This window comes from Bradyrhizobium sp. BEA-2-5 (assembly GCF_032918025.1).
Lineage (GTDB): Bacteria > Pseudomonadota > Alphaproteobacteria > Rhizobiales > Xanthobacteraceae > Bradyrhizobium > Bradyrhizobium pachyrhizi.
The window spans coordinates 6113455-6132352 of sequence record NZ_CP136629.1 but is presented as its reverse complement, the minus strand read 5'-3'; the positions used below and the strand labels follow the sequence as shown (position 1 = coordinate 6132352).

Annotated in this window: 15 protein-coding genes, 1 pseudogene and 1 riboswitch; of the genes and pseudogenes, 5 read left to right on the top strand and 11 right to left on the bottom strand. The window is 65.3% G+C overall.

The window, feature by feature from the left end; genetic code table 11:
• Positions 1-373: 373 nt before the first annotated feature.
• The 6 genes and pseudogenes from thiC to RX327_RS28965 all read right to left on the bottom strand — a co-directional run bounded on the left by thiC (position 374) and on the right by RX327_RS28965 (position 5944).
• On the bottom strand, positions 374-2290 hold the full coding sequence (gene thiC / locus RX327_RS28990) for a phosphomethylpyrimidine synthase ThiC (protein WP_317247849.1): 1917 nt from the start codon (positions 2288-2290) through the stop codon (positions 374-376).
• Positions 2291-2418: 128 nt separating this feature from the next.
• On the bottom strand, positions 2419-3027 hold the full coding sequence (locus tag RX327_RS28985; RefSeq protein WP_317247848.1) for a thiamine phosphate synthase: 609 nt from the start codon (positions 3025-3027) through the stop codon (positions 2419-2421).
• Positions 3014-3796: a thiazole synthase gene (locus RX327_RS28980; protein ID WP_317247847.1), complete on the bottom strand. Its 783-nt coding sequence runs from the start codon at positions 3794-3796 to the stop codon at positions 3014-3016. Before RX327_RS28980 ends, RX327_RS28985 begins: the two co-directional genes overlap by 14 nt.
• Before the next feature lie 174 nt (positions 3797-3970).
• On the bottom strand, positions 3971-4168 hold the full coding sequence (gene thiS / locus RX327_RS28975) for a sulfur carrier protein ThiS (RefSeq protein ID WP_317247846.1): 198 nt from the start codon (positions 4166-4168) through the stop codon (positions 3971-3973).
• A pseudogene (locus RX327_RS28970) lies at positions 4159-5171 on the bottom strand (FAD-dependent oxidoreductase). Before RX327_RS28970 ends, thiS begins: the two are co-directional and overlap by 10 nt.
• Positions 5159-5299, bottom strand: a riboswitch (TPP riboswitch). It overlaps the preceding pseudogene by 13 nt.
• Positions 5300-5407: 108 nt before the next feature.
• Positions 5408-5944: a lytic transglycosylase domain-containing protein gene (locus tag RX327_RS28965; RefSeq protein ID WP_317247845.1), complete on the bottom strand. Its 537-nt coding sequence runs from the start codon at positions 5942-5944 to the stop codon at positions 5408-5410.
• A 378-nt stretch (positions 5945-6322) separates the two neighbouring features.
• Here RX327_RS28965 and RX327_RS28960 point away from each other — a divergent pair, with 378 nt between their 5' ends.
• Positions 6323-6520, top strand: coding sequence for a hypothetical protein (locus RX327_RS28960; RefSeq protein WP_028332600.1), 198 nt, complete (start codon positions 6323-6325; stop codon positions 6518-6520).
• Positions 6521-6549: 29 nt separating this feature from the next.
• On the opposite strand, the gene RX327_RS28955 is transcribed toward RX327_RS28960, so the two are convergent.
• Both RX327_RS28955 and RX327_RS28950 read right to left on the bottom strand, forming a co-directional pair.
• Complete coding sequence (locus RX327_RS28955) at positions 6550-7905, bottom strand: ATP-binding protein (protein ID WP_317247844.1); 1356 nt, start codon at positions 7903-7905, stop codon at positions 6550-6552.
• A gap of 2 nt (positions 7906-7907) precedes the next feature.
• Complete coding sequence (locus tag RX327_RS28950; protein ID WP_317247842.1) at positions 7908-8645, bottom strand: response regulator; 738 nt, start codon at positions 8643-8645, stop codon at positions 7908-7910.
• 282 nt (positions 8646-8927) lie between these two features.
• Between RX327_RS28950 and RX327_RS28945 the strand changes: the two genes are divergently transcribed.
• The 3 genes from RX327_RS28945 to RX327_RS28935 all read left to right on the top strand — a co-directional run bounded on the left by RX327_RS28945 (position 8928) and on the right by RX327_RS28935 (position 13417).
• Complete coding sequence (locus tag RX327_RS28945) at positions 8928-9305, top strand: PRC-barrel domain-containing protein (RefSeq protein WP_028332598.1); 378 nt, start codon at positions 8928-8930, stop codon at positions 9303-9305.
• A gap of 335 nt (positions 9306-9640) precedes the next feature.
• The gene (locus RX327_RS28940) at positions 9641-10168 is read left to right on the top strand and encodes a PRC-barrel domain-containing protein (RefSeq protein WP_317247841.1); all 528 of its coding nucleotides are present in this window, start codon (positions 9641-9643) and stop codon (positions 10166-10168) included.
• A gap of 180 nt (positions 10169-10348) precedes the next feature.
• Entirely contained in the window at positions 10349-13417 is a 3069-nt protein-coding gene (locus tag RX327_RS28935) for an alpha-mannosidase (protein WP_050385005.1), read from the top strand.
• A gap of 130 nt (positions 13418-13547) precedes the next feature.
• On the opposite strand, the gene RX327_RS28930 is transcribed toward RX327_RS28935, so the two are convergent.
• The 3 genes from RX327_RS28930 to RX327_RS28920 all read right to left on the bottom strand — a co-directional run bounded on the left by RX327_RS28930 (position 13548) and on the right by RX327_RS28920 (position 17424).
• Positions 13548-14762, bottom strand: coding sequence for an ABC transporter substrate-binding protein (locus RX327_RS28930; RefSeq protein ID WP_317247840.1), 1215 nt, complete (start codon positions 14760-14762; stop codon positions 13548-13550).
• 215 nt (positions 14763-14977) lie between these two features.
• The gene (locus RX327_RS28925) at positions 14978-16546 is read right to left on the bottom strand and encodes a DUF4403 family protein (RefSeq protein WP_317247839.1); all 1569 of its coding nucleotides are present in this window, start codon (positions 16544-16546) and stop codon (positions 14978-14980) included.
• 188 nt (positions 16547-16734) lie between these two features.
• Positions 16735-17424, bottom strand: coding sequence for a L,D-transpeptidase (locus tag RX327_RS28920; protein ID WP_317247838.1), 690 nt, complete (start codon positions 17422-17424; stop codon positions 16735-16737).
• A 253-nt stretch (positions 17425-17677) separates the two neighbouring features.
• Here RX327_RS28920 and RX327_RS28915 point away from each other — a divergent pair, with 253 nt between their 5' ends.
• Complete coding sequence (locus tag RX327_RS28915; RefSeq protein WP_244482116.1) at positions 17678-18898, top strand: acyltransferase family protein; 1221 nt, start codon at positions 17678-17680, stop codon at positions 18896-18898.

The following is an 18898-nucleotide window of genomic DNA, read 5'->3' as shown; positions in this document are numbered from 1 at the left end:
CAATCGTCTATTTGAGGGGAGCCATGATAACATGCCCTGCGCGGCTTTCACCGTTTTTTGAGCATCGCAGCATGCGGTGAGATGAAGGGCCTTTCGTTGATCCAGGTCAATTGTTCTGGGGCGCTCTTGGTGGCTTTGGGCCGGTCGTGACCGCGGCCATCCGGACGCGCGACGGATTTAGTGAACGCTAAGGCGCGATGAGATTAGGTTGAATCGTCATCGCGCCTTAGCTCTTTGTTTGAGCATGATCTTTTCGGAAAACCGCTTCGCACTTTTCCGGATCATGTTTTAGAAGCAAAAAGGCCGGGCTTTCACCCGGCCTTTCGTTTTCGATGGATGCCCAGGTTTTGCCCGGGCATGACGAGCGCGAGGGTTAAAACACCCTGTTGCTCTCCTTCACCTTGTCTGCGTCGAGATACACGTTCTCACCCATCTCCTTGAACTTGGCGCTCATCTGCGCCATGCCTTTTTCGATTTCTGAAGACGGGATTTGAGCGCCTTCGGCTCCAAATCCCTGTTGCTCCTTGTCGTTCAGCGTCGCCGCGTAATCGCGCACGTCCTGCGTGATCTTCATCGAGCAGAATTTCGGGCCGCACATCGAGCAGAAATGGGCGACCTTGTGGGCTTCCTTCGGCAGGGTCTCGTCGTGGAAGTTCTTGGCGGTCTCCGGATCGAGGCCGAGGTTGAACTGGTCGGTCCAGCGGAATTCGAACCGGGCGCGGGAGAGGGCGTCGTCGCGCAATTGCGCGGCGGGGTGGCCCTTGGCGAGGTCGGCGGCGTGGGCGGCGATCTTGTAGGTGATGACGCCGGTCTTGACGTCGTTGCGGTCGGGCAGGCCGAGATGCTCCTTCGGCGTGACGTAGCAGAGCATGGCGCAGCCGAACCAGCCGATCATGGCGGCGCCGATGCCTGAGGTGATGTGGTCATAGCCCGGCGCGATGTCGGTGGTCAGCGGCCCCAGCGTGTAGAACGGCGCCTCGCCGCATTCCTTGAGCTGCTTGTCCATGTTGATCTTGATCTTGTGCATCGGCACGTGGCCGGGGCCTTCGATCATGACCTGGCAGCCCTTGTCCCACGCGATTTTTGTCAGCTCGCCGAGCGTTTCGAGCTCGGCAAACTGGGCGCGGTCGTTGGCGTCGGCGATCGAGCCGGGGCGCAGGCCGTCGCCGAGCGAGAACGAGACGTCATACTTGCGCATGAGATCGCAGATCTCGTCGAAATGGGTGTAGAGGAAGCTCTCCTTGTGATGCGCCAGGCACCACTTCGCCATGATCGAGCCGCCGCGGCTGACGATACCGGTGACGCGGCTGGCGGTGAGGTGGATGTATTGCAGGCGCACGCCGGCGTGGATGGTGAAATAGTCGACGCCCTGCTCGCACTGCTCGATCAAGGTGTCCTTGTAGAGCTCCCAGGTCAGCTTGACGGGATCGCCGTTGCACTTCTCCAGCGCCTGGTAGATCGGCACGGTGCCGATCGGCACCGGCGCGTTGCGCAAAATCCATTCGCGGGTGGTGTGGATGTTGCGGCCCGTGGAGAGGTCCATCACGGTGTCGGCGCCCCAGCGGATCGCCCACACCATCTTCTCGACCTCTTCCTCGACCGACGAGGTCACCGCCGAGTTGCCGATATTGGCGTTGATCTTGGTCAGGAAGTTGCGGCCGATGATCATCGGCTCGAGCTCGCTGTGGTTGATGTTGCAGGGGATGATGGCGCGGCCGCGCGCGATCTCGTCGCGGACGAACTCCGGCGTGATGAAGGCGGGCACGGAAGCGCCGAAGCTCTCGCCGTCGGCGAGCGCGGCTTCGGCGCGTTCGAGCTGTGCCTTGCGGCCGAGGTTCTCGCGCGCGGCGACGTAGATCATCTCCTTGGTGATGATGCCGGCGCGGGCGAATTCGAGCTGGGTGATCTTGTGGCCGTCGAGGCCGCGCAGCGGCCTGTGGTGCGCGGTGAACGCCTTGGCGGCGTGCGCGGCGCCGACACTGCCATTGTCCTCCGGCTTGATCTGGCGGCCCTCATATTCCTCGACGCCGCCGCGCTCCAGCACCCATTGCTTGCGGTTGCGCGGCAGGCCGGCATTGACGTCGATGGTCACGGACGGGTCGGTGTAGGGGCCGGAGGTGTCGTAGACCGGCAGGTTCGGCTCGCCCGCGCCCTCGGAGAGGATGATCTCGCGCAGGGGCACGCGCAGGTCGGGCGCAGCGTCCGGCGTCGCGAAGATCTTGCGCGAGGAGGGAAGGGGGCCGGTGGTGACGGCGGGACGGGTGGTGTCGGGGTTGGAGCGGATGTTCATGAGGGATCCTCCTTATCTTGTCGTCATTCCGGACGGTCCGTTAGGACCGCGGAATCCCGAGATTGTAGCGCGAGATTCCGGGTTCACGCTACGCGTGCCCCGGAATGACGCCGGTGGAAATTTCTGCATCACGCGGCCTCCGCGCTGAGGCCGAGCCATTGCCGCACCCGCGCGTCGGGATCGGCGTTCTGGGTGACGTCGCTGACCACCGCGATCGAATCCGCGCCGGCGGCAAAGATCTCCGCGGCGTGCTCGAACTTGATGCCGCCGATGGCGACTAGCGGGATGTCGCCGATGCGCTTCTTCCATTCCGTGATTTTTGGAATGCCCTGCGGCTCGAAGCGCATCGATTTGAGCGTGGTGAAGAAGATCGGACCCAGCGCGACGTAGTCGGGCTGGGCTTCGAGCGCGGTCGCAAGCTCGTCGTCGTCGTGGGTGGAGATGCCGAGCTTCAGCTTGGCTTTGCGGATCTCGGCGAGGTCGGCGTCAGCGAGATCCTCCTGGCCGAGATGCAGATATTCCGCGCCGGCAACGACCGCCACGCGCCAATAGTCGTTCACCACCAGCTTGGCTTGCGTTCCCTTGGTGATCGCCAGCGCGTCGCTGACGATCTGCAGCGCCTGGGAATCGTCGAGCTCCTTCGCGCGCAGCTGGATGGTGCCGACGCCGAGCTTGGTCAGGCGCTCGACCCATTTGAGGCTGTCGACGACGGGATAGAATCGATCAGGATACGGCATGCCAGAACGGGGTCCCAACGACAGGGGTGGAGGGGGAGGCGAAGTCGCGGGCGTTCATCAGCCCGGCTTCATAAGCGGTGCGGCCGGCATCGCAGCCGAGGCGGAAGGCGTTGGCCATCGCGACGGGATCGGCGGCCTTGGCGATGGCGGTGTTGAGCAGCACGGCGTCATAGCCGAGCTCGAGCGCCTGCGCCGCGTGGCTGGGCGCGCCCAGGCCGGCATCGACCACCAGCGTGATGTCGGGCAGCCGGTCGCGCAAGAGCTTCAGCGCGTCGCGGTTGGTGATGCCCTTGGCGCTGCCGATCGGCGCGGCCCACGGCATCACCACCTTGCAGCCGGCATCGACCAGGCGGCTCGCGACCGAGAGATCCTCGGTGCAATAGGGGAACACTTCGAAGCCGTCCTTGACCAGGATGCTGGCAGCTTCGACCAGGCCGACGACATCGGGCTGCAGCGTGTCGTTGTCGGCGATGACTTCGAGCTTGATCCAGTTGGTGCCGAACAGCTCGCGCGCGAGCTTGGCGGTGGTCACCGCCTCGCGCACCGTGCGGCATCCCGCCGTGTTCGGCAGCACGGTGACGTCGAGCTCGCGGATCAGCTTCCAGAACGCGTCCCCGGTCTTGCCGCCGGCGGATTCACGCCGCAGCGACACCGTGACGATGTTGGCGCCGGAGGCGCGGATCGCGCCTTGCATGATCGCGGGCGAGGGATAAAGCGCGCTGCCGATCAGGAGACGGGAGGCGAAGGTCTTGCCGTAGAAGGTCACCATGGTCCGTGGTGTCTCCTCAAACCGTGCCGTCGTCCCGGCGAAGGCCGGGACCCATACGCCGCGGCCTCGCAATGGGGTACGCGAGGCGTCGTTCGTTCCGCCAATAACCGGTCGTGGTTATGGGTCCCGGCTTTCGCCGGGACGACGCGGGGAGAGTGTGTGCGCTAGCCATCATCACCCTCCCTGCCGCGGCGTGATGATCTCGATCTCGTCGCCGGCCTTCAGGGCGGTCTTGGCCCAGCGGCTTTTCGGCACGACGTCGTAGTTCAGCGCGATGGCGAAATGGGTGCCTTCGTAGTCGAGCTCGTTGAGCAGCGCATCGACGCTGGCGGAATTCACCTCGCGCTGCTCGCCGTTGACGATCACCCGCATTGCATCACCTCATTGTCGATCTGGCCGCGCTGGACATAGGCCAGCGTCAGCTCGGCAAGCGCCGGCGCGATCAGGAAGCCGTGGCGGTAGAGCCCGTTGACCGTGATGCGTTCCTGCTCGATCCTGATTTTCGGCAGGTTGTCGGGGTAGGCGGGACGAAGCCCCGAGCCGAATTCGAGGATGCGGGCCTCGCCGAACGCCGGATGCACCGTATAGGCCGCACCCAGGAGCTCCAGCGCCGAGCGCACGCTGACGCCGGTGTCTTCGGCCTCGATCGAGGTCGCGCCCAGCATGAACAGGCCGGCCTCGCGCGGGATCACGTAGAGCGGCCAGCGCGGATGGATCAGCCGCACCGGACGCGCCAGCTGCACCTCACTGGTCTCGATCAGGATCATCTCGCCCTTGACGCCGCGAAGCTCGGCTCGCGGTCGCGCGCGGCAAGGCCGCGGCAGTCGATCACGACGCCGTCGAGATCGGCTGCCTCGGCGTCGCTGCCGAACTTGATGGCGCCGCCGGCCTTGGCGATCGCGGCATGCAGCTTCGGCAGCACGCGGCGCGGCTCGACATGGCCCTCGGCCGGGAAGAACAGCGCGTCGCGGAAGCGTCCCTCCAGCGAAGGCTCGAGCGCGCGAACGCCCTCGGCGTCGATCCGGCGATGGCCGGTGGTGAGGCGGGCAAAGCGCTCGAAATCGGTGCGGTCGCGCGGATGCGCCACCACCAGCGAGCCGTTGAACGGGGTTTCCGGAACATGCTGCCGCCACAGCGCGAGCGAGCGGATGCCGAGCCGGGAGATTGCCGGCTCGGAGGCCTCCGCCTCGCACCACGGCGCCAGCATCCCGCCGGCCCAGTGGCTTGTGGATTCCGTCATCGCGGCGTCACTGCGCTCATGCAGGGTGACGGCACGTCCGGCCTCTGCGAGCAAGAGTGCATGCCAGGCGCCGGCTATGCCTGCGCCGATGATGGAGACGGGGGAATCCCCCCGCGGTCTTGACGTCTGCAACATCCCTGTCCCTTCGCCGGCATGACCCGGATCAGGTTCAAAGGGTCACCGCGGTCCCGGACTATTCGCCTACTGGCTAGTCCAAGCTTGCGGTATCTCAGCTCCTCCTCGGAGCACCCCTCGGAACGGTGCTAATGTAGGCGGATGGGCTCGTGTGTCAACTTGTATGCCAGACGCGTTGACAGGCGGCGTCGAGGATGGCCGGCACGCGCCGTGGGGCTGCGCGGACGCGATCGGTGCTATTTTTCGGCCTGTTCCGGCTTCGGCTCGGCGGTATCGGCCGTCATTTGCTCCGACTTGTGCTCCGACTTGGCGAATTCCTTCGGCGGTGCACCCGCGCCGCCATGCTTCGCTTCCTTCAGGTGATCGCGGCGCTGGCGCTTTGCAGCGTAGTAATAGCCACCCGCGAAATAACGCACAGCTCGGGCATGATCGCCATTGGCGGCGCGATAGGCGCCGGCGAGGTATTTGACCGCATAGGTGAGATTGGTGTTGGGATCGCGCAGGCCGGCGGCATCGCCGGTGTAGCCGACCCCGCGGGCGGTCGCGAGCTTGATCTGCATCAGCCCGATGGTGCCGCCACGGCCGACGAGGTGCGGCTGGTAACGGCTCTCGCGCATGATCACGCGGTGCACCAGCGCTTCCGGCACGCCGTTGGCCTGGGCCTCGGCCGCCACCATCGCCTCATATTGCGCGCGCGATTGCGCCTGCGCGCTCGCGCAGGACGCCAGCAGCGCGATCGCGGCAAGGCAGCCAAGGGCTTGTACGGTCTTCATCTCAATCGCTCGGGCTTTCAGATGCGCGTCGGTTCTGCGGTCTCATTGGTACGGCGAGCGGGCAGGAATGTGGCAAAACCTTCGCATCAGCGAACGTTATGCATCCGTGATTTTCCGGTCATGGGGTGAGGTCATGGGGTGAAAGGACGACGCGATTGCAAGACGGATGCTTCCTTCAACCGTTTCAGCCAAAATTGTCTTGGCCTGCCATTTCCTTCTAATTTTTCTGACTAATTTTGCCGCACGCTGTCCACAGCAGTTTGTCGTGCAAACGATTCAATGAAGGTCTAAGCTTCATCCACGACAGAGCGTGCGAGCGTTCAGTCAGCAGCTCTGTCCATTGCAAGCACGCAAAAAACAACATTCGGGAGATGCGCCATGGTCCGTCAGGACACCGGCTATATGCCTCGCGAAAATCCCTGCGCGCAATGCGGCAAGCCGATCGCCCGCCCTGATTGGGTGGAGCACAGCGAAGGCCGCTCCTCGTTCTTGTGGAATTGCCGCGCCTGCAATTACCGCTTCGAGGCCATCGCGATCTACGAGGAAGCGGAGCTCATTACGCCGCTCGCCGCCTGACGTCTCCTCATCGCATCAGCTTCGGCTGATCAGGCCGCGGATTTCTGCCGCTGCAATTGCTGTTGCCGCGCCGGCAATTCGATCCGGACCACGAGCCCGTGCGGCTTGCGATCGTGCAGCGACAGCGTGCCGGCATGCGCGAGCACGATGGCGTTGGCGATCGACAGACCAAGGCCGAAGCCTTCGGCCTCGTCCATGGTGCGCGCGTCGTCGCCGCGCACGAACGGCTCCAGCATCTCCAGCTTGCGCGCATCCGAAATGCCGGGGCCGTCGTCCTCGACGTCGATGACGAGGCGGTCGGGCCTGACGTCGAGGCGCACGGCAACTTCGCCGCCGAACCGCACGGCATTCTCCACCAGATTGGTGATGCAGCGATGCAGGTCGGCCGGTCGCGCGGTCGCCATCGCGTGCTGCGGGCCCGCGTAGCTGACCTTGTGACCCATGTCGCCGAACTGGTCGGCGATGAGCTGGAGCGTGCTGGCGATGTCGACCAGCGTCAAGGCCTCGATCTTGCGATCGTTGCGCAGCAGCGACAGCACCGATTCCAGCATCGAGCGCATCTGGTCGAGATCGATCAGCATGCGCCTGCGGTTGCCCTCGTCCTCGATGAACTCGGCACGCAGGCGCAGCCGCGTGATCGGCGTGCGCAGATCGTGGCTGATCGCGGCCAGCATCTTGGTGCGATCGTCGATCAATGCGGTGATGCGCTCGCGCATCCGGTTCAGCGCCCGGGCCAGCGAACGGATCTCCTCCGGACCGCGCTCGGGCAGCGGCGCGGCGGCGCCGTTCAGGCTGAAGGTCTCGGCGGCCTTGACGAAGGACGACAGCGGCGCGGTCAGCGCCCATGCCGCCCACAGGCCGAGCAGGGTGACGCTGATGACGGCGAACAGCACCGTCATCATCCACGGTCCACCCCAGAACGGCCGCATGTGCTGATCCGGCGTCAGGTTGGCGGCGAACATGGCGCCGTCGGGCAGGCGGATCGCGACGCGGCGAATGTCGCCGTCATGCGGCGTGCCGCCAGCCTCGCGCGGCAGCAGGAAGATGCGATAGCCGGCGCCGAGCCGGCGCAGCGCGTGCAGGCTCGGCGTGTCGGTTTCGGTGAGCGCGCCGGCATCGGCCGGCAGGTCGCTGATCGCAAGTTGTGGGAAGGCACGGGCGACGTCGGCCACGAGCCGCGGCCGCTCCGACGCCGGGGCATGCCCGAGCAGTTGCGCGGCGGCGGCGAGCTGGGTGTGCCAGCGGTCCGAAGGCTCCACCCGATCAGGGCGATGGATCAGGAAGGTGGCGGTGATGATCAAATGCAGCGCGACGATCGAAACGACGACCAGCGCCGCCATCTGGGCGCCGATCCCCCGCAGACTCAGCACGCGCAGCAGCTTCATGGTCAGTTGTTCGTGGCGGCAACCGCCTCCACCCTCGGCGTGAACAGATAGCCGCCGGAGCGCACCGTCTTGATGAGGGTGGGGTCGGCCGGATTGGGCTCGATCTTGCGGCGGATGCGGCTGACCAGCACGTCGATGGAGCGCTCGAACGAGCCGGCGTTGCGGCCCTGCGTGAGGTCGAGCAGGCTGTCGCGCGACAGCACGCGGCCCGGCCGCTCGCAGAACGTCCTGAGCAGATCGAACTCGGCGCTGGTCACCGCAACGCGCGCGCCCTCGGGATTGCGCAGTTCGCGCAGGCGGATGTCGATACGCCAGCCGAGGAAGGTCAGCGTGGTCGCGCCCTCGATCGCGCTGGCGTTGTGCGCCGCGGCCTGGCGGCGCAGCACCGCGTTGATCCGCGCGAGCAGCTCGCGCGGGTTGAACGGCTTCGGAAGATAGTCGTCCGCGCCCATCTCGAGGCCGACGATGCGATCGACGTCCTCGCCGCGCGCGGTCAGCATGATGATCGGCGTCTGCGATTCCGCGCGCACCTTGCGGCACAGGCTGAGGCCGTCTTCGCCGGGCAGCATGACGTCGAGAACCAACAGATCCACGCGGTGGTCGGTCATCGCCTTGGCCATCTCGCGGCCGTCGGAGGCGGTCGTGACATGACAAGAATTGGTACGGAGATATTTTGCGATAAGGGACCGCGTCTCGCGGTCGTCCTCGACGACAAGGATATTGGGCGCAGCCTGGGTCATACCGATCTTTTTGTCCGTGATTCGGGGAAAGCGGCTCAGGAATTTTGTTTCAGTGTGTGTCTGAAATCTTGCCCGGCTATCCGGGTTAACAGGTCGGCGGCAGGGAGAAAAGTTATCGTTCTTTCATCAATCCTGATGCCCCGGAATGCGGGCAGAACCCTCCCGGGACAGCGCCCTGGCCGCCATGGCAGCCGGAGAAAGGGCAGGGCGGCTGTCGCATCCGGGGGCGGAACCCGTTACCCCGGCGACGCGTTATTTCCCTTTCAGGTCAAGGAGGGTGAGATGGCTGTCGAGGTCGGGACCAGGCCGCATCAGCTCATTGCAAGCGACCGGGTCGAGGGGACGGCGGTGCGCCGGGCCAATGGCGACATGATCGGCCATATCGAGCGGCTGATGATCGACAAGATCTCGGGCAAGGTATCGTACGCGGTGTTGAGCTTCGGTGGCTTCCTGGGCATTGGAACCAATTTGATCCCGCTGCCCTGGGGCCGGCTGCACTACAACCCGAAGTTCGAGGCCTATGAGCTCGACATCGAGGACGAGGAGCTGAAGCGCGCGCCGTCGTTCCGTGCCGACAAGGATTTCGATTGGGGCGATCGCTCGCAGGAAGTCGAGCTGCATCGCTTCTACGGCGTGCCGCCCTATTGGGGCGGCTTCTGAGCGCGCGCCAACATGCGCGCATGACGACGCTCGTCGATCGATGATGCGGTCGCCGGGGCGAGCGCGCGGCTTGTGCAGCGCGGTTCGCCGGGACGACTTAGTGAGCCAAACATCGTCACATCATGGACTGCGCGTCCGGCGCAGTCGTGAGGCTCAACCGCAAGCTCACTTGTGAGATCACGATCGCTCTCGTCAAGCGGCGCAGCGTTCCATGCGCTGAAGGTCCTCACCCTGTTCCTCGGCCATCCAAGCGGCTTTTGAGCGCAGGCCCGTTAGGAACGGTTGCGAAGATGACGGGTTTTCCCAGCATCGATTTTGCGAGAGGAGAGCCATCAATGTTGGTCAAATCCATCATCGCCGGCCTCGCCGGCACCGCGCTGCTTGCAACCGTCGCCGTTGCGCAGACGCCAACCGATAAGGGCGACAAGATGTCTCCTGCGGCGTCGACGTCAGCCACATCAGCCACGTCGCCGGATTCGTTCAAGGGCAACTGGCGCGCGTCGAAGGTCGTCGGCCTCAGCGTGTACAACGAAGCCAACGAGAACATCGGCACGATCAATGATCTGCTGATGGACAAGAGCGGCGCCATCAAGATCGCCGTGATCGGCGTCGGCGGCTTCCTCGGCGTGGGCGAGCATCTGGTCGCCGTCCCGATCGACAAGGTGAAGTTCGTGAGCGAGCCGATCGCCTATACCGGCGCCTCGAACACCGGCGCTGGCAGCACCAGCAAGACGACCACCACGGGCGCCGCGCCTGCGGCGGCGACGTCGAAGCCGAATCCCTGGTATCCGGACCACGCCGTGTTCAATGCGAGCAAGGACGAGCTGAAGGCGATGCCGGAATTCAAGTATTCGACCGACTAACGCGTCGCGTCCCCTGCAAGAGAAGAGCGCGTCCGGTTGCTGCCGGGCGCGCTTTTTGCTGGCCGGATGGATAAAATTTGGGAAGAGTGTAGGGAGTAGGTTAGGCGATCCAATTCGGACAGCGCGTCGCAATCATCATCAACCCTTACGTGATCATTCGTCAAATGGCTGAAGAATCCGATGCATGACAGGGACCGCGATGGCGGCGATCCCGCGATAGCCCGGATTCGCGGCCGCTACCCGCAATACACGCGGCGCCGGTTGGCAGGCTTTGCGGAGCGGCTGCAACAGAAGCTTCATGCCGGCCGAGTGCCGGTCACCTCGCTCGCGCTTGCCGGTCCCACCGAGCGGATCAGCCTCGAGGACGCGCTCAAGCTCGATTATCGGCCGGTCCCATTGGGCGAGACGCTGGGACCGCTTTGGGCGACTTATTGGGTGCGGGTCGTGGCCGAGGTGCCGCAGGACTGGGCCGGCTCGCGCGTGGATCTGTATTGGGACAGCCGCTCGGAAGCGCTGCTTTGGCTCAACGGACGTTCCTCGCAGGGTCTCAATCCCGGCCGCCACATCGCGCCGCTCGTTCAGTCGGCGAGCGGAGGGGAGACGATCAGCTTCCATGTGGAGGTGGCCTGCAACGGCCTGTTCGGTGCGTTCTGGAGCGATCCGCAGGCCTACGCGCTGGTCGCCTGCGAGCTGCGCTGCTTCGATCCCGAGGCCACGGCATTCTATTTCGACTACGAGGTGCTGCGCCAGCTCGAGGCTGACCGCGATCCCACGACAAAGTCGAGGTCATACGGAGCTGTCGGAGAGACGGCGCAGCCGGCGCTGGATCGGACCTGGGCGGGGCGCCTGCTGCACGATCTCAACCGCATCTGCAACATCACCGATCCCGACGACCGCGCGACATGGCCGGCGGCGCGGGCGATCCTCGATGGCCTGCTCGCGGCACGAAATGGCAGCATCACCCACGAGATGTCGGCGATCGGCCACGCCCATCTCGACACGGCATGGCTGTGGCCGCTGGCGGAAACCCGGCGCAAGGCGCAACGCAGCTTCTCCACGGCGGTGGCGCTGATGGAGCGCTATCCCGATTTCAAGTTCGCCTGCTCGCAGGCCTATCAGTATGCCGTCATCGAGCAGAATGACCCTGACCTGTTCGCCCGAATTCGCGCCAAGGCCGCCGCCGGCCAATGGATTCCGGTCGGCGGCAGCTGGATCGAGCCGGACTGCAATCTGCCGTGGGGCGAGTCGATCTGCCGGCAGTTCCTCTATGGTCAGCGCTATTTCGAGCAAACGTTCGGGGCGCGCTCCAGCGTGTTCTGGAATCCCGACGTGTTCGGCTACGACGCCCAGCTGCCGCAGCTGATGCAGTCGGCGGGGATGTCGCGCTTCCTGACCCAGAAGCTGTCGTGGAACAAGTTCACCTCACCGCCGCATCACAGCTTCCATTGGCGCGGACTGGACGGCAGCACGGTGCTCGCGCATTTCCCCCCGGCGGACACCTACAACGGATCGGCGCAGGTCGCGGAGCTCCGCTATCACGCCGCCAATTACAAGGACGCCGACCGTTCGTCCGACGCACTCTATCTGTTCGGCTATGGCGACGGGGGCGGCGGTGCCGACGAGACGATGCTCGAGACGTTGCAGCGCGCAAGGGACTTGCAGGGGCTACCGCGGATCCAGATTCGCTCCGTCGACGAGTTCTTCGACCGCCTGGCGATATCAGCGCCGGATCTGGCAACGATCGAAGGCGAGCTCTATCTCGAATATCATCGCGGCACCTACACCACGCAGGCCGAGACCAAGCGTCTCAACCGCGCTTGCGAGGCCGGCCTCCAGGCACTCGAATTCGTGACCACTGTCGCGGCTGTCTGCCGGCAACCGGCACCATCCGCACAGGAGATCGAAGTGCTGTGGCGCACGCTGCTGGTCAACCAGTTCCACGACATCATTCCCGGCAGCAGCATCCGCGAGGTCTATGAACGTGCGGAGGTCGAACTCGCCGGCGTGGCGGAGGAGGCCGGGCGTCGCACGCAAGCCGTGCTGGCGACACTGTGCGATCCCGAAGACGGCAATTGGACACCCGTCAACACGCTGGGCTGCGCGCGCGCCGAGGTCGCGTCCGACCCCGACGGCGAGCTTCGTCACATCGTCGCCGCGCCGTTTGCGGCGGGCGAAACGACGACGACCGGCGATCGTGTGGTGGTCGCCGCCGATCCGGACGGATTCGTGCTGTCGAACGCGCGGCTCGAAGCGCGCATTGATCGCAGCGGGCTCGTTCGGTCGCTGCTGCATGTTGCGACCGGCCGCGAGACCTTCGCATTACCGGCCGCCCGGCTGCTGCTGCTCGATGACCGGCCGCTCGATTTCGAGGCATGGGATATCGATCCGTTCGCGCTCGAGACCGCGCGCGAGGTGACAGGGGAGGTAAGCTGCGCCGTGTTGTCGGATGGCGGACTGCGCGGCGAAGTCCGTTTCGAGCGCGGGCTCGGACGCACGAGCCGGCTCGCGCAGGTGATCCGCCTCGATGCCGGCGCAGATCATCTCGAATTCGAAACCACGGTCGATTGGCAGGAGCGCAAGACGGCGCTGAAGGTCATGTTCCCCATCGCCTGCCGTGCATCGAACGCAACCTATGAAACCATGTTCGGCGCAACCGAGCGTCCGACCCATGCCAACACGGATGCCGATGCGGCCAAGTACGAGGTGCCCGGGCATCGCTGGGCCGATCTCGCCGAGCCGGATTTCGGCGTGTCGCTGTTCAGCGACTGCCGTCACGGCTATTCGGCGTTCGGCAACCAGCTCGCGCTGACGCTGTTGCGCGGCTCCGAATTGCCTGATCCCCAGGCCGATATCGGGCGGCACCGGATGCGCTATGCGATCTATCCCCACCACGGCGACTGGCGCAGCGCGGACACGGTCGGGCGCGCCTTGCGGTTCGAGCGTCCGGTGCTGTGGACGAAGGGAAAACCACGCGCGCCCTTGCGACGATCGCTCCTGACCGCGTCCCCGGCCAACGTGATCGTCGATACGATCAAGCCCGCTGAGGATGGAGACGGCTGGGTGGTGCGGCTCTACGAGAGCGCAGGCATTCGCACCCCCGCGGCGCTCGAATTCGGCGTCGACATTGCGTCAGTTTGGATGAGCAACACCCTGGAAGACCGCATCGAGGCCCTGCCGACCGAGGATCGGGGATGCCGCCTGGCGCTGCGTCCATTCCAGATCGCAACGCTGCGGGTCTTCCAGGCGTAATGCTTGCAGCGACGTTCGCCCCGGCTTGCGGGGCACGGCATTGGCAGCCGCGGGATTCCGTCTGCTATAGCTCGGCTTGCGCGGAGAGACCGGATCGCATCGCTAGATGCGATCCGGTCTGGCGTAGCCGTCAGTTCGACTTCACCAGCGGACAGCCGCCCTTGTCGAGCGGACGGAACGCCTCGTCGCCGGGCACGGTGGCGATCAGCTTGTAGAGGTCCCACTCGCCCTTGGATTCCTCGGGCTTCTTGACCTCGAACAGATACATGTCGTGGACCATGCGGCCGTCAATCCGGATATGGCCGTTCTTGGCGAAGAAGTCGTTGACCGGCGTGGCGCGCATCTGGGCCATCACCTTCGGCGCCTCGTCGGTGCCGATGGCCTCGATCGCCTTCAGGTAATGCATGGTCGCCGAATAGAGGCCGGCCTGGATCATGGTCGGCATATGGCCGACCTTCTCGTTGAAGCGCTTCGAGAAGGCGCGGGTCTCGTCGTTCATGTCCCAGTAGAAGGCGTCGGTGACGATCAGGCCCTGGGTGGCCTTGATGCCGAGCGAATGCGTGTCGGTGATCTCCTGCAGCAGCGCGATCATCTTCTGGCCGCCTTGGGTCAGGCCGAACTCGGAAGCCTGCTTCAGCGCGTTGGTGGTGTCGCCGCCGGCATTCGCTAGCGCAACGACCTTGGCCTTGGAGGCCTGCGCCTGCAGCAGGAAGGACGAGAAGTCCGACGAGTTGAGCGGATGACGCACGTCGCCCAGCACCTTGCCGCCGCTCTCCTTGACGACATTGGCGGCATCGCGCTCCAGCGCCATGCCGAAGGCGTAGTCGGCGGTGAGGAAGAACCAGGTGTCCTCGCCGCGCTTGACCATCGCCTTGCCGGCGACGTTCGACAGCGCGTAGGTGTCATAGGTCCAGTGCACCGTGTTGGGCGAGCAGGCGGTGCCGGTGATATCGGAGGAGCCGCCGCCGGAATTGATGTTGATCCTGTTCTTCTCGCGCGTCAGCGCCGAGATCGGCAACGCGACCGACGAGGTCGGCACGTCCAGGATCGCGTCGACCTTGTCGTTGTCGTACCAGTTGCGCGCGATGTTGACGCCGACGTCGGGCTTGTTCTGGTGATCGGCTGCGATCACCTGCACCGGCTTGCCTTTTACCTTGCCGCCGTAATCGGCGACCGCCATCTCGACGGCGGCGACCGAGCCCTTGCCGGTGGCGTCCGCATAGAGGCTCGACATGTCGGTGAGCACGCCGATCTTGACGACATCGTCGGAGATCTGGGCGTTCGCCGCGGTCGCTGAGACCGCGAGCGCGAGGCCGGCCGCCGCTGCGGCCAAGAGTGTTTTCATCGTGTTTTTCTCCCTGACTTTTTCGTTGAGGGTTGCTTCCACCGGGGCGTTCTAGCCGCTGCGGCAAGCTGTCGCAAAGACGACTTTTTGAGCATGGGCAGGGCAGGGGCGGATGGAACGCGCGAGCGGAGGGCCTTGTTACCTCGCCCTGCTTGCGGGGAGAGGTCGGATTGCGCGGCAATCCGGGTGAGGAGGCACAGGTCTCGCTGCGCCGGTCAGAGCGCCGGTAACGCGGTGACGGCGGCCTTGATGGTGCCGTCGGTTTCCACGATCACCCGCAACGTCTTGGAATCGAAGTCGATCCCGGCCAGCCGGATGCTGTTGACCTCGGCGTCGACGCGGATGCCTTCCTCGTTCTTCTGCAGGTCGGCGATGGCGGCGGCGACCTTGCGCTGCGCGTTGGTCGCGAATGGCTTCAGGTCGACCACCAGCCGGTCGTTGAGGGTCTGCTGCATGTGCGGGATCGCCGCGCGCGCGGCAGCGCCCAGCAGGCCGAAGGCGGCCTCGGATTCCACCGCGAGCTCGATGTCGTCGAGCCGCAGCGTCTGCCGTGCCTGGTCGAGAATCGGCCGGCCCCAGATGTGCACGGTCGCCTCGGCGCCGAGCCCGAACCAGCTCTTCTTCTCCTTGGCGCGCACCAGAAGCGAGATCAGCAGCCGGTCGCCCGAAGGGGTCACGTTGGCGCTCTTGACGGTGACGTCGACCGGGCCGGAGCCGTCCTCGGGGAAGGTCTTGCCCTTGAGCTGCGCCTCGACCAGCTGGCTCAGCGTGGTGAAGGACAGGTCGACCGGCAGGCCGATCGCGACCTGGCTCGCCATCGGCGGCACGATCGAGAGTTTTTCGGGGAACGGGCAGTTCGGGGTGGTCTGTGCTTCCGTGATCCGCGTTTCGGCCTCGATCCCCATCGTCAGGATCAGCGAGGACGCATCGACCTTCGGCTGCGCGGCGATCGCGCGGGTCGGTCGCAGCTCGAGCCACATCGGCGGCATCGAGGTGGTGCCGCCGGTGCCTTGCAGCGGGATCGAGCGGCAGGCCTTGGCCCATTGCGCGCGGGCGTTGTTCTGGAACACCGGGTCGTTGTGCAATCGGGCCTCGACCTCGGCAATCTGGTCGGCGACCGCCTTGTCGATGACAGGCTTGACCTGGGCCGGCACGCTGATGCGGACGCCGGCCGTCGACAGGCTGGTGTCGCCGAGATTGACCTGTGCCTGCAGGTTCGGCTCGATCCGCCAGGATGCGCCGAGCTTCGGGCGCGAGGTGACGACCACGTTGCCCTTGATCTCGGCGCTGGCGTTCAGGTTCTTGATGTTGACGGCGCCGATCTGCTTGGCGACATTGCCGCCGAGCAGGCTGCCGAGCGCGTCGTTGACCGCGCCGGTTGCCTTGGCGGACAACGCGCCGGTGACCTTGAGCGTGCCGTTGATCGGGGTGGTCAGCGTCAGCACGTCCTGCGCGCCGGTGGCCGCGATCGGCCCGCGCGATGCGGTCCAGCCGATGTCGGCATTTTGCAGGATTTGCTGGACCGGGTTGTCGGCCTTGCCGCCGAACGTCTTCGGCGCGCCGCGTTCGGCGGCGTCGCGGATCGCCGACAGCGCGACCGAGACCTGCGCCACGATCGTCGAGGAACGCGGCGCCTGCGGCAGCGGCGGCGGCTCTGCGAGCTTCGGCTTCTGCACGGTGACGCTCGGCGCGAGCCAGTCCATTGCCTTGAGGCTGATCACGAACGAGATCAGCACCACCGTGATCCCGAGCGCTATCGTCCTTGGATGCATCGGTAGACGCATCATTCCCCCGGATGAAAATCAACTTGACGGGTTGTACAGGCCCCCTGACGAGGGCGCCAGTGTGGCGGGATCAAGCTGCTTCAGGGGCGATGGCGTTAAGGTTTATGAACGCGACAACGGCTCCGGCACGAAGTGCCGGAGCCGTTGTCGAGGACGCCTTTGTTAGGGATGCCTTGGAAGGGCGGGAGTTAGCGGACGGCCGAGCCAAGATCGGCGCTGCGTTCGGTCATCGGCAGCACGATCACCTTGGTGCCGATATTGACGCGGGAATAGAGGTCGGTGACGTCCTCGTTGGTCATGCGGATGCAGCCGGAGGAGACGCGCTTGCCGATGGTGTCCGGCGCATTGGTGCCGTGGATGCGGTAGATGGTGCCGCCGAGATACATGGCGCGGGCGCCCAGCGGGTTGCCGGGGCCGCCGGCCATATGACGGGGCAGATAGGGCTGGCGGGCGATCATCTCGGGCGGCGGGGTCCAGTCCGGCCATTCCGCCTTCCGGCTCACCGACTGAATGCCGGACCAGGTGAAGCCGTCGCGGCCGACGCCAATGCCGTAGCGCAGCGCCTGGCCGTTGCCGAGCACGTAATAGAGATAGGTGTTGGGCGTATCGATGATGATGGTGCCCGGCGCCTCGCGCGTCGCATAGGAAACGGTCTGGCGGCGGAAGCGGGCCGGCATCTCGACCGCGCGGTCTTCCTCCTGCACCTGCGGCATCGACTGCACCGGCGGCTGCACCGTCTGGGTCGGCGGCGTCAGGATGAAGGGGAACATCGGCAGCGGTGCGGCCGCGGCGGAATCTGCGAAAGCGACGGTGCCGATCGCCAGCGCGCCGAAGGCGGCGGCAGCGAGACGCGAGTTCAGCTTGATGGAATTGAACATTGTCGACCCCTGTTGTTTGCGCCCTGCGCGCCAGTTCCGGCGCGTCGTTGGGTCAAAGCAGTACAGGCGAGGCGTTTCAGGACGTTTGCACGAAATCGCCAAAATGGTTTCGTGCCGTTAGGGAATTGTTTCGTGCGTGTTTCGTCGCACGGTTAAAGCCGGGTTGCCGGGAAGGGGGTGTCCCGCCGCAAGACAGTCTTCCTGGCACGGTGCTTGCTGTCCCAGCGCATTGTTTCGGAATGGAGTGGAAATGATGCTGGGGCACACGATCGGCAGCATGCTGGATCGGCAGAAGGGTTTCGGCCCCGGGTTCGATTTTCTCCGCATTGCACTGGCGATTTCCGTCGTCGCCGCCCACGCGCCCTATGTCGCGAGCGGCAGTGGCGACGGCGAGCAGGCGTGGATCTCCTGGTTTCCGCATTACGCCATTCTCGTGATGTTTTTCGCGCTGAGCGGGTTTCTGATCGCGGCGAGCGGGCTGCGGCTCTCCCTGAAGGAATTTCTCACCAATCGCGGCATGCGGATCATTCCGGCGCTTGCGGTCGAGATCGTGCTGTCGGCACTGATCCTCGGGCCGATCTTCACCGCGCTGCCGCTGTCGGACTATTTCACGAACTTCGGCACCTACAAATACTTCACCAACATCGTCGGCCTCGTGAACTACGTCCTGCCCGGCGTGTTCAGCGGCAATCCCGCGCCGGAGGTCAACAGCTCGCTGTGGACGGTGCCGTTCGAATATGGCTGCTACGCGCTGATGACGGTGTTCATCCTGTTCGGCCTGTTGCGCAAGCCGCCGCTCATCGTGCTCGGTGCGCTCGTGCTGGTCGGCATCGGCCTTGCGCTCGCACTCACCGGTCATAGCGCGCAACTCCCGCAACTGCCCGCCGGCGTCGCCGGCACGCTGCATGACAGGATCTTCAGCACGGCGCCGTTCCTCGGACGCGGCGCGAAGCTGCCGGTCGCGTTCATGCTCGGCATCGCGATCTATCTCTATCGTGACCGCATTCCCTACAACGGATGGCTTCTCGCCGCGTGCTGCGCGCTCTGCGCGGGCGCCGCGCTGCTTGGTCCGGCGGACTGGATGAGCCAGCCGGTGCTCAATCTGCTGGTCGCCCCGGCGCTGGTCTATATCACCGCCTATCTCGGCGTCTCGAAGCTGCCGCGGCTGCCGCTGATCTCGCGCGGCGACTATTCCTACGGCATCTATCTCTACGGCTTTCCGGTGCAGCAGGTGGTGCGGGTATGGCTGCCGCACGCGCCCGTGATCGTCCAGTTCGCGATCGCGCTGCTGCTGATCACGCTGTTCGCCGCGTTCTCCTGGCACTGGATCGAGAAGCCGATCCTGAAACTGCGCAGCCGCTTCTCCTTCGTGGCGCGCGAGCGCCTTGCGCCCGACGATGCGGCCGCGCCGCGCCAGGACATTGCGCCTCTTGCCGTTGCCGCCAGCGCTGTCCGCAGCAGGCAATCCTCCTGA

Excerpts from the sequence above, each read along its gene's own strand:
- RX327_RS28955 (WP_317247844.1), bottom strand. The coding sequence starts at position 7,905 with ATGAAGCTGCTGCGCGTGCTGAGTCTGCGGGGGATCGGCGCCCAGATG.
- RX327_RS28935 (WP_050385005.1), top strand. The coding sequence starts at position 10,349 with ATGCATGACAGGGACCGCGATGGCGGCGATCCCGCGATAGCCCGGATT.
- RX327_RS28925 (WP_317247839.1), bottom strand. The coding sequence starts at position 16,546 with ATGCGTCTACCGATGCATCCAAGGACGATAGCGCTCGGGATCACGGTG.
- thiC (WP_317247849.1), bottom strand. The coding sequence starts at position 2,290 with ATGAACATCCGCTCCAACCCCGACACCACCCGTCCCGCCGTCACCACC.
- thiS (WP_317247846.1), bottom strand. The coding sequence starts at position 4,168 with ATGCGGGTGATCGTCAACGGCGAGCAGCGCGAGGTGAATTCCGCCAGC.
- RX327_RS28920 (WP_317247838.1), bottom strand. The coding sequence starts at position 17,424 with ATGTTCAATTCCATCAAGCTGAACTCGCGTCTCGCTGCCGCCGCCTTC.
- RX327_RS28985 (WP_317247848.1), bottom strand. The coding sequence starts at position 3,027 with ATGCCGTATCCTGATCGATTCTATCCCGTCGTCGACAGCCTCAAATGG.
- RX327_RS28950 (WP_317247842.1), bottom strand. The coding sequence starts at position 8,645 with ATGACCCAGGCTGCGCCCAATATCCTTGTCGTCGAGGACGACCGCGAG.
- RX327_RS28940 (WP_317247841.1), top strand. The coding sequence starts at position 9,641 with ATGTTGGTCAAATCCATCATCGCCGGCCTCGCCGGCACCGCGCTGCTT.
- RX327_RS28960 (WP_028332600.1), top strand. The coding sequence starts at position 6,323 with ATGGTCCGTCAGGACACCGGCTATATGCCTCGCGAAAATCCCTGCGCG.
- RX327_RS28945 (WP_028332598.1), top strand. The coding sequence starts at position 8,928 with ATGGCTGTCGAGGTCGGGACCAGGCCGCATCAGCTCATTGCAAGCGAC.
- RX327_RS28930 (WP_317247840.1), bottom strand. The coding sequence starts at position 14,762 with ATGAAAACACTCTTGGCCGCAGCGGCGGCCGGCCTCGCGCTCGCGGTC.
- RX327_RS28915 (WP_244482116.1), top strand. The coding sequence starts at position 17,678 with ATGCTGGGGCACACGATCGGCAGCATGCTGGATCGGCAGAAGGGTTTC.
- RX327_RS28980 (WP_317247847.1), bottom strand. The coding sequence starts at position 3,796 with ATGGTGACCTTCTACGGCAAGACCTTCGCCTCCCGTCTCCTGATCGGC.
- RX327_RS28965 (WP_317247845.1), bottom strand. The coding sequence starts at position 5,944 with ATGAAGACCGTACAAGCCCTTGGCTGCCTTGCCGCGATCGCGCTGCTG.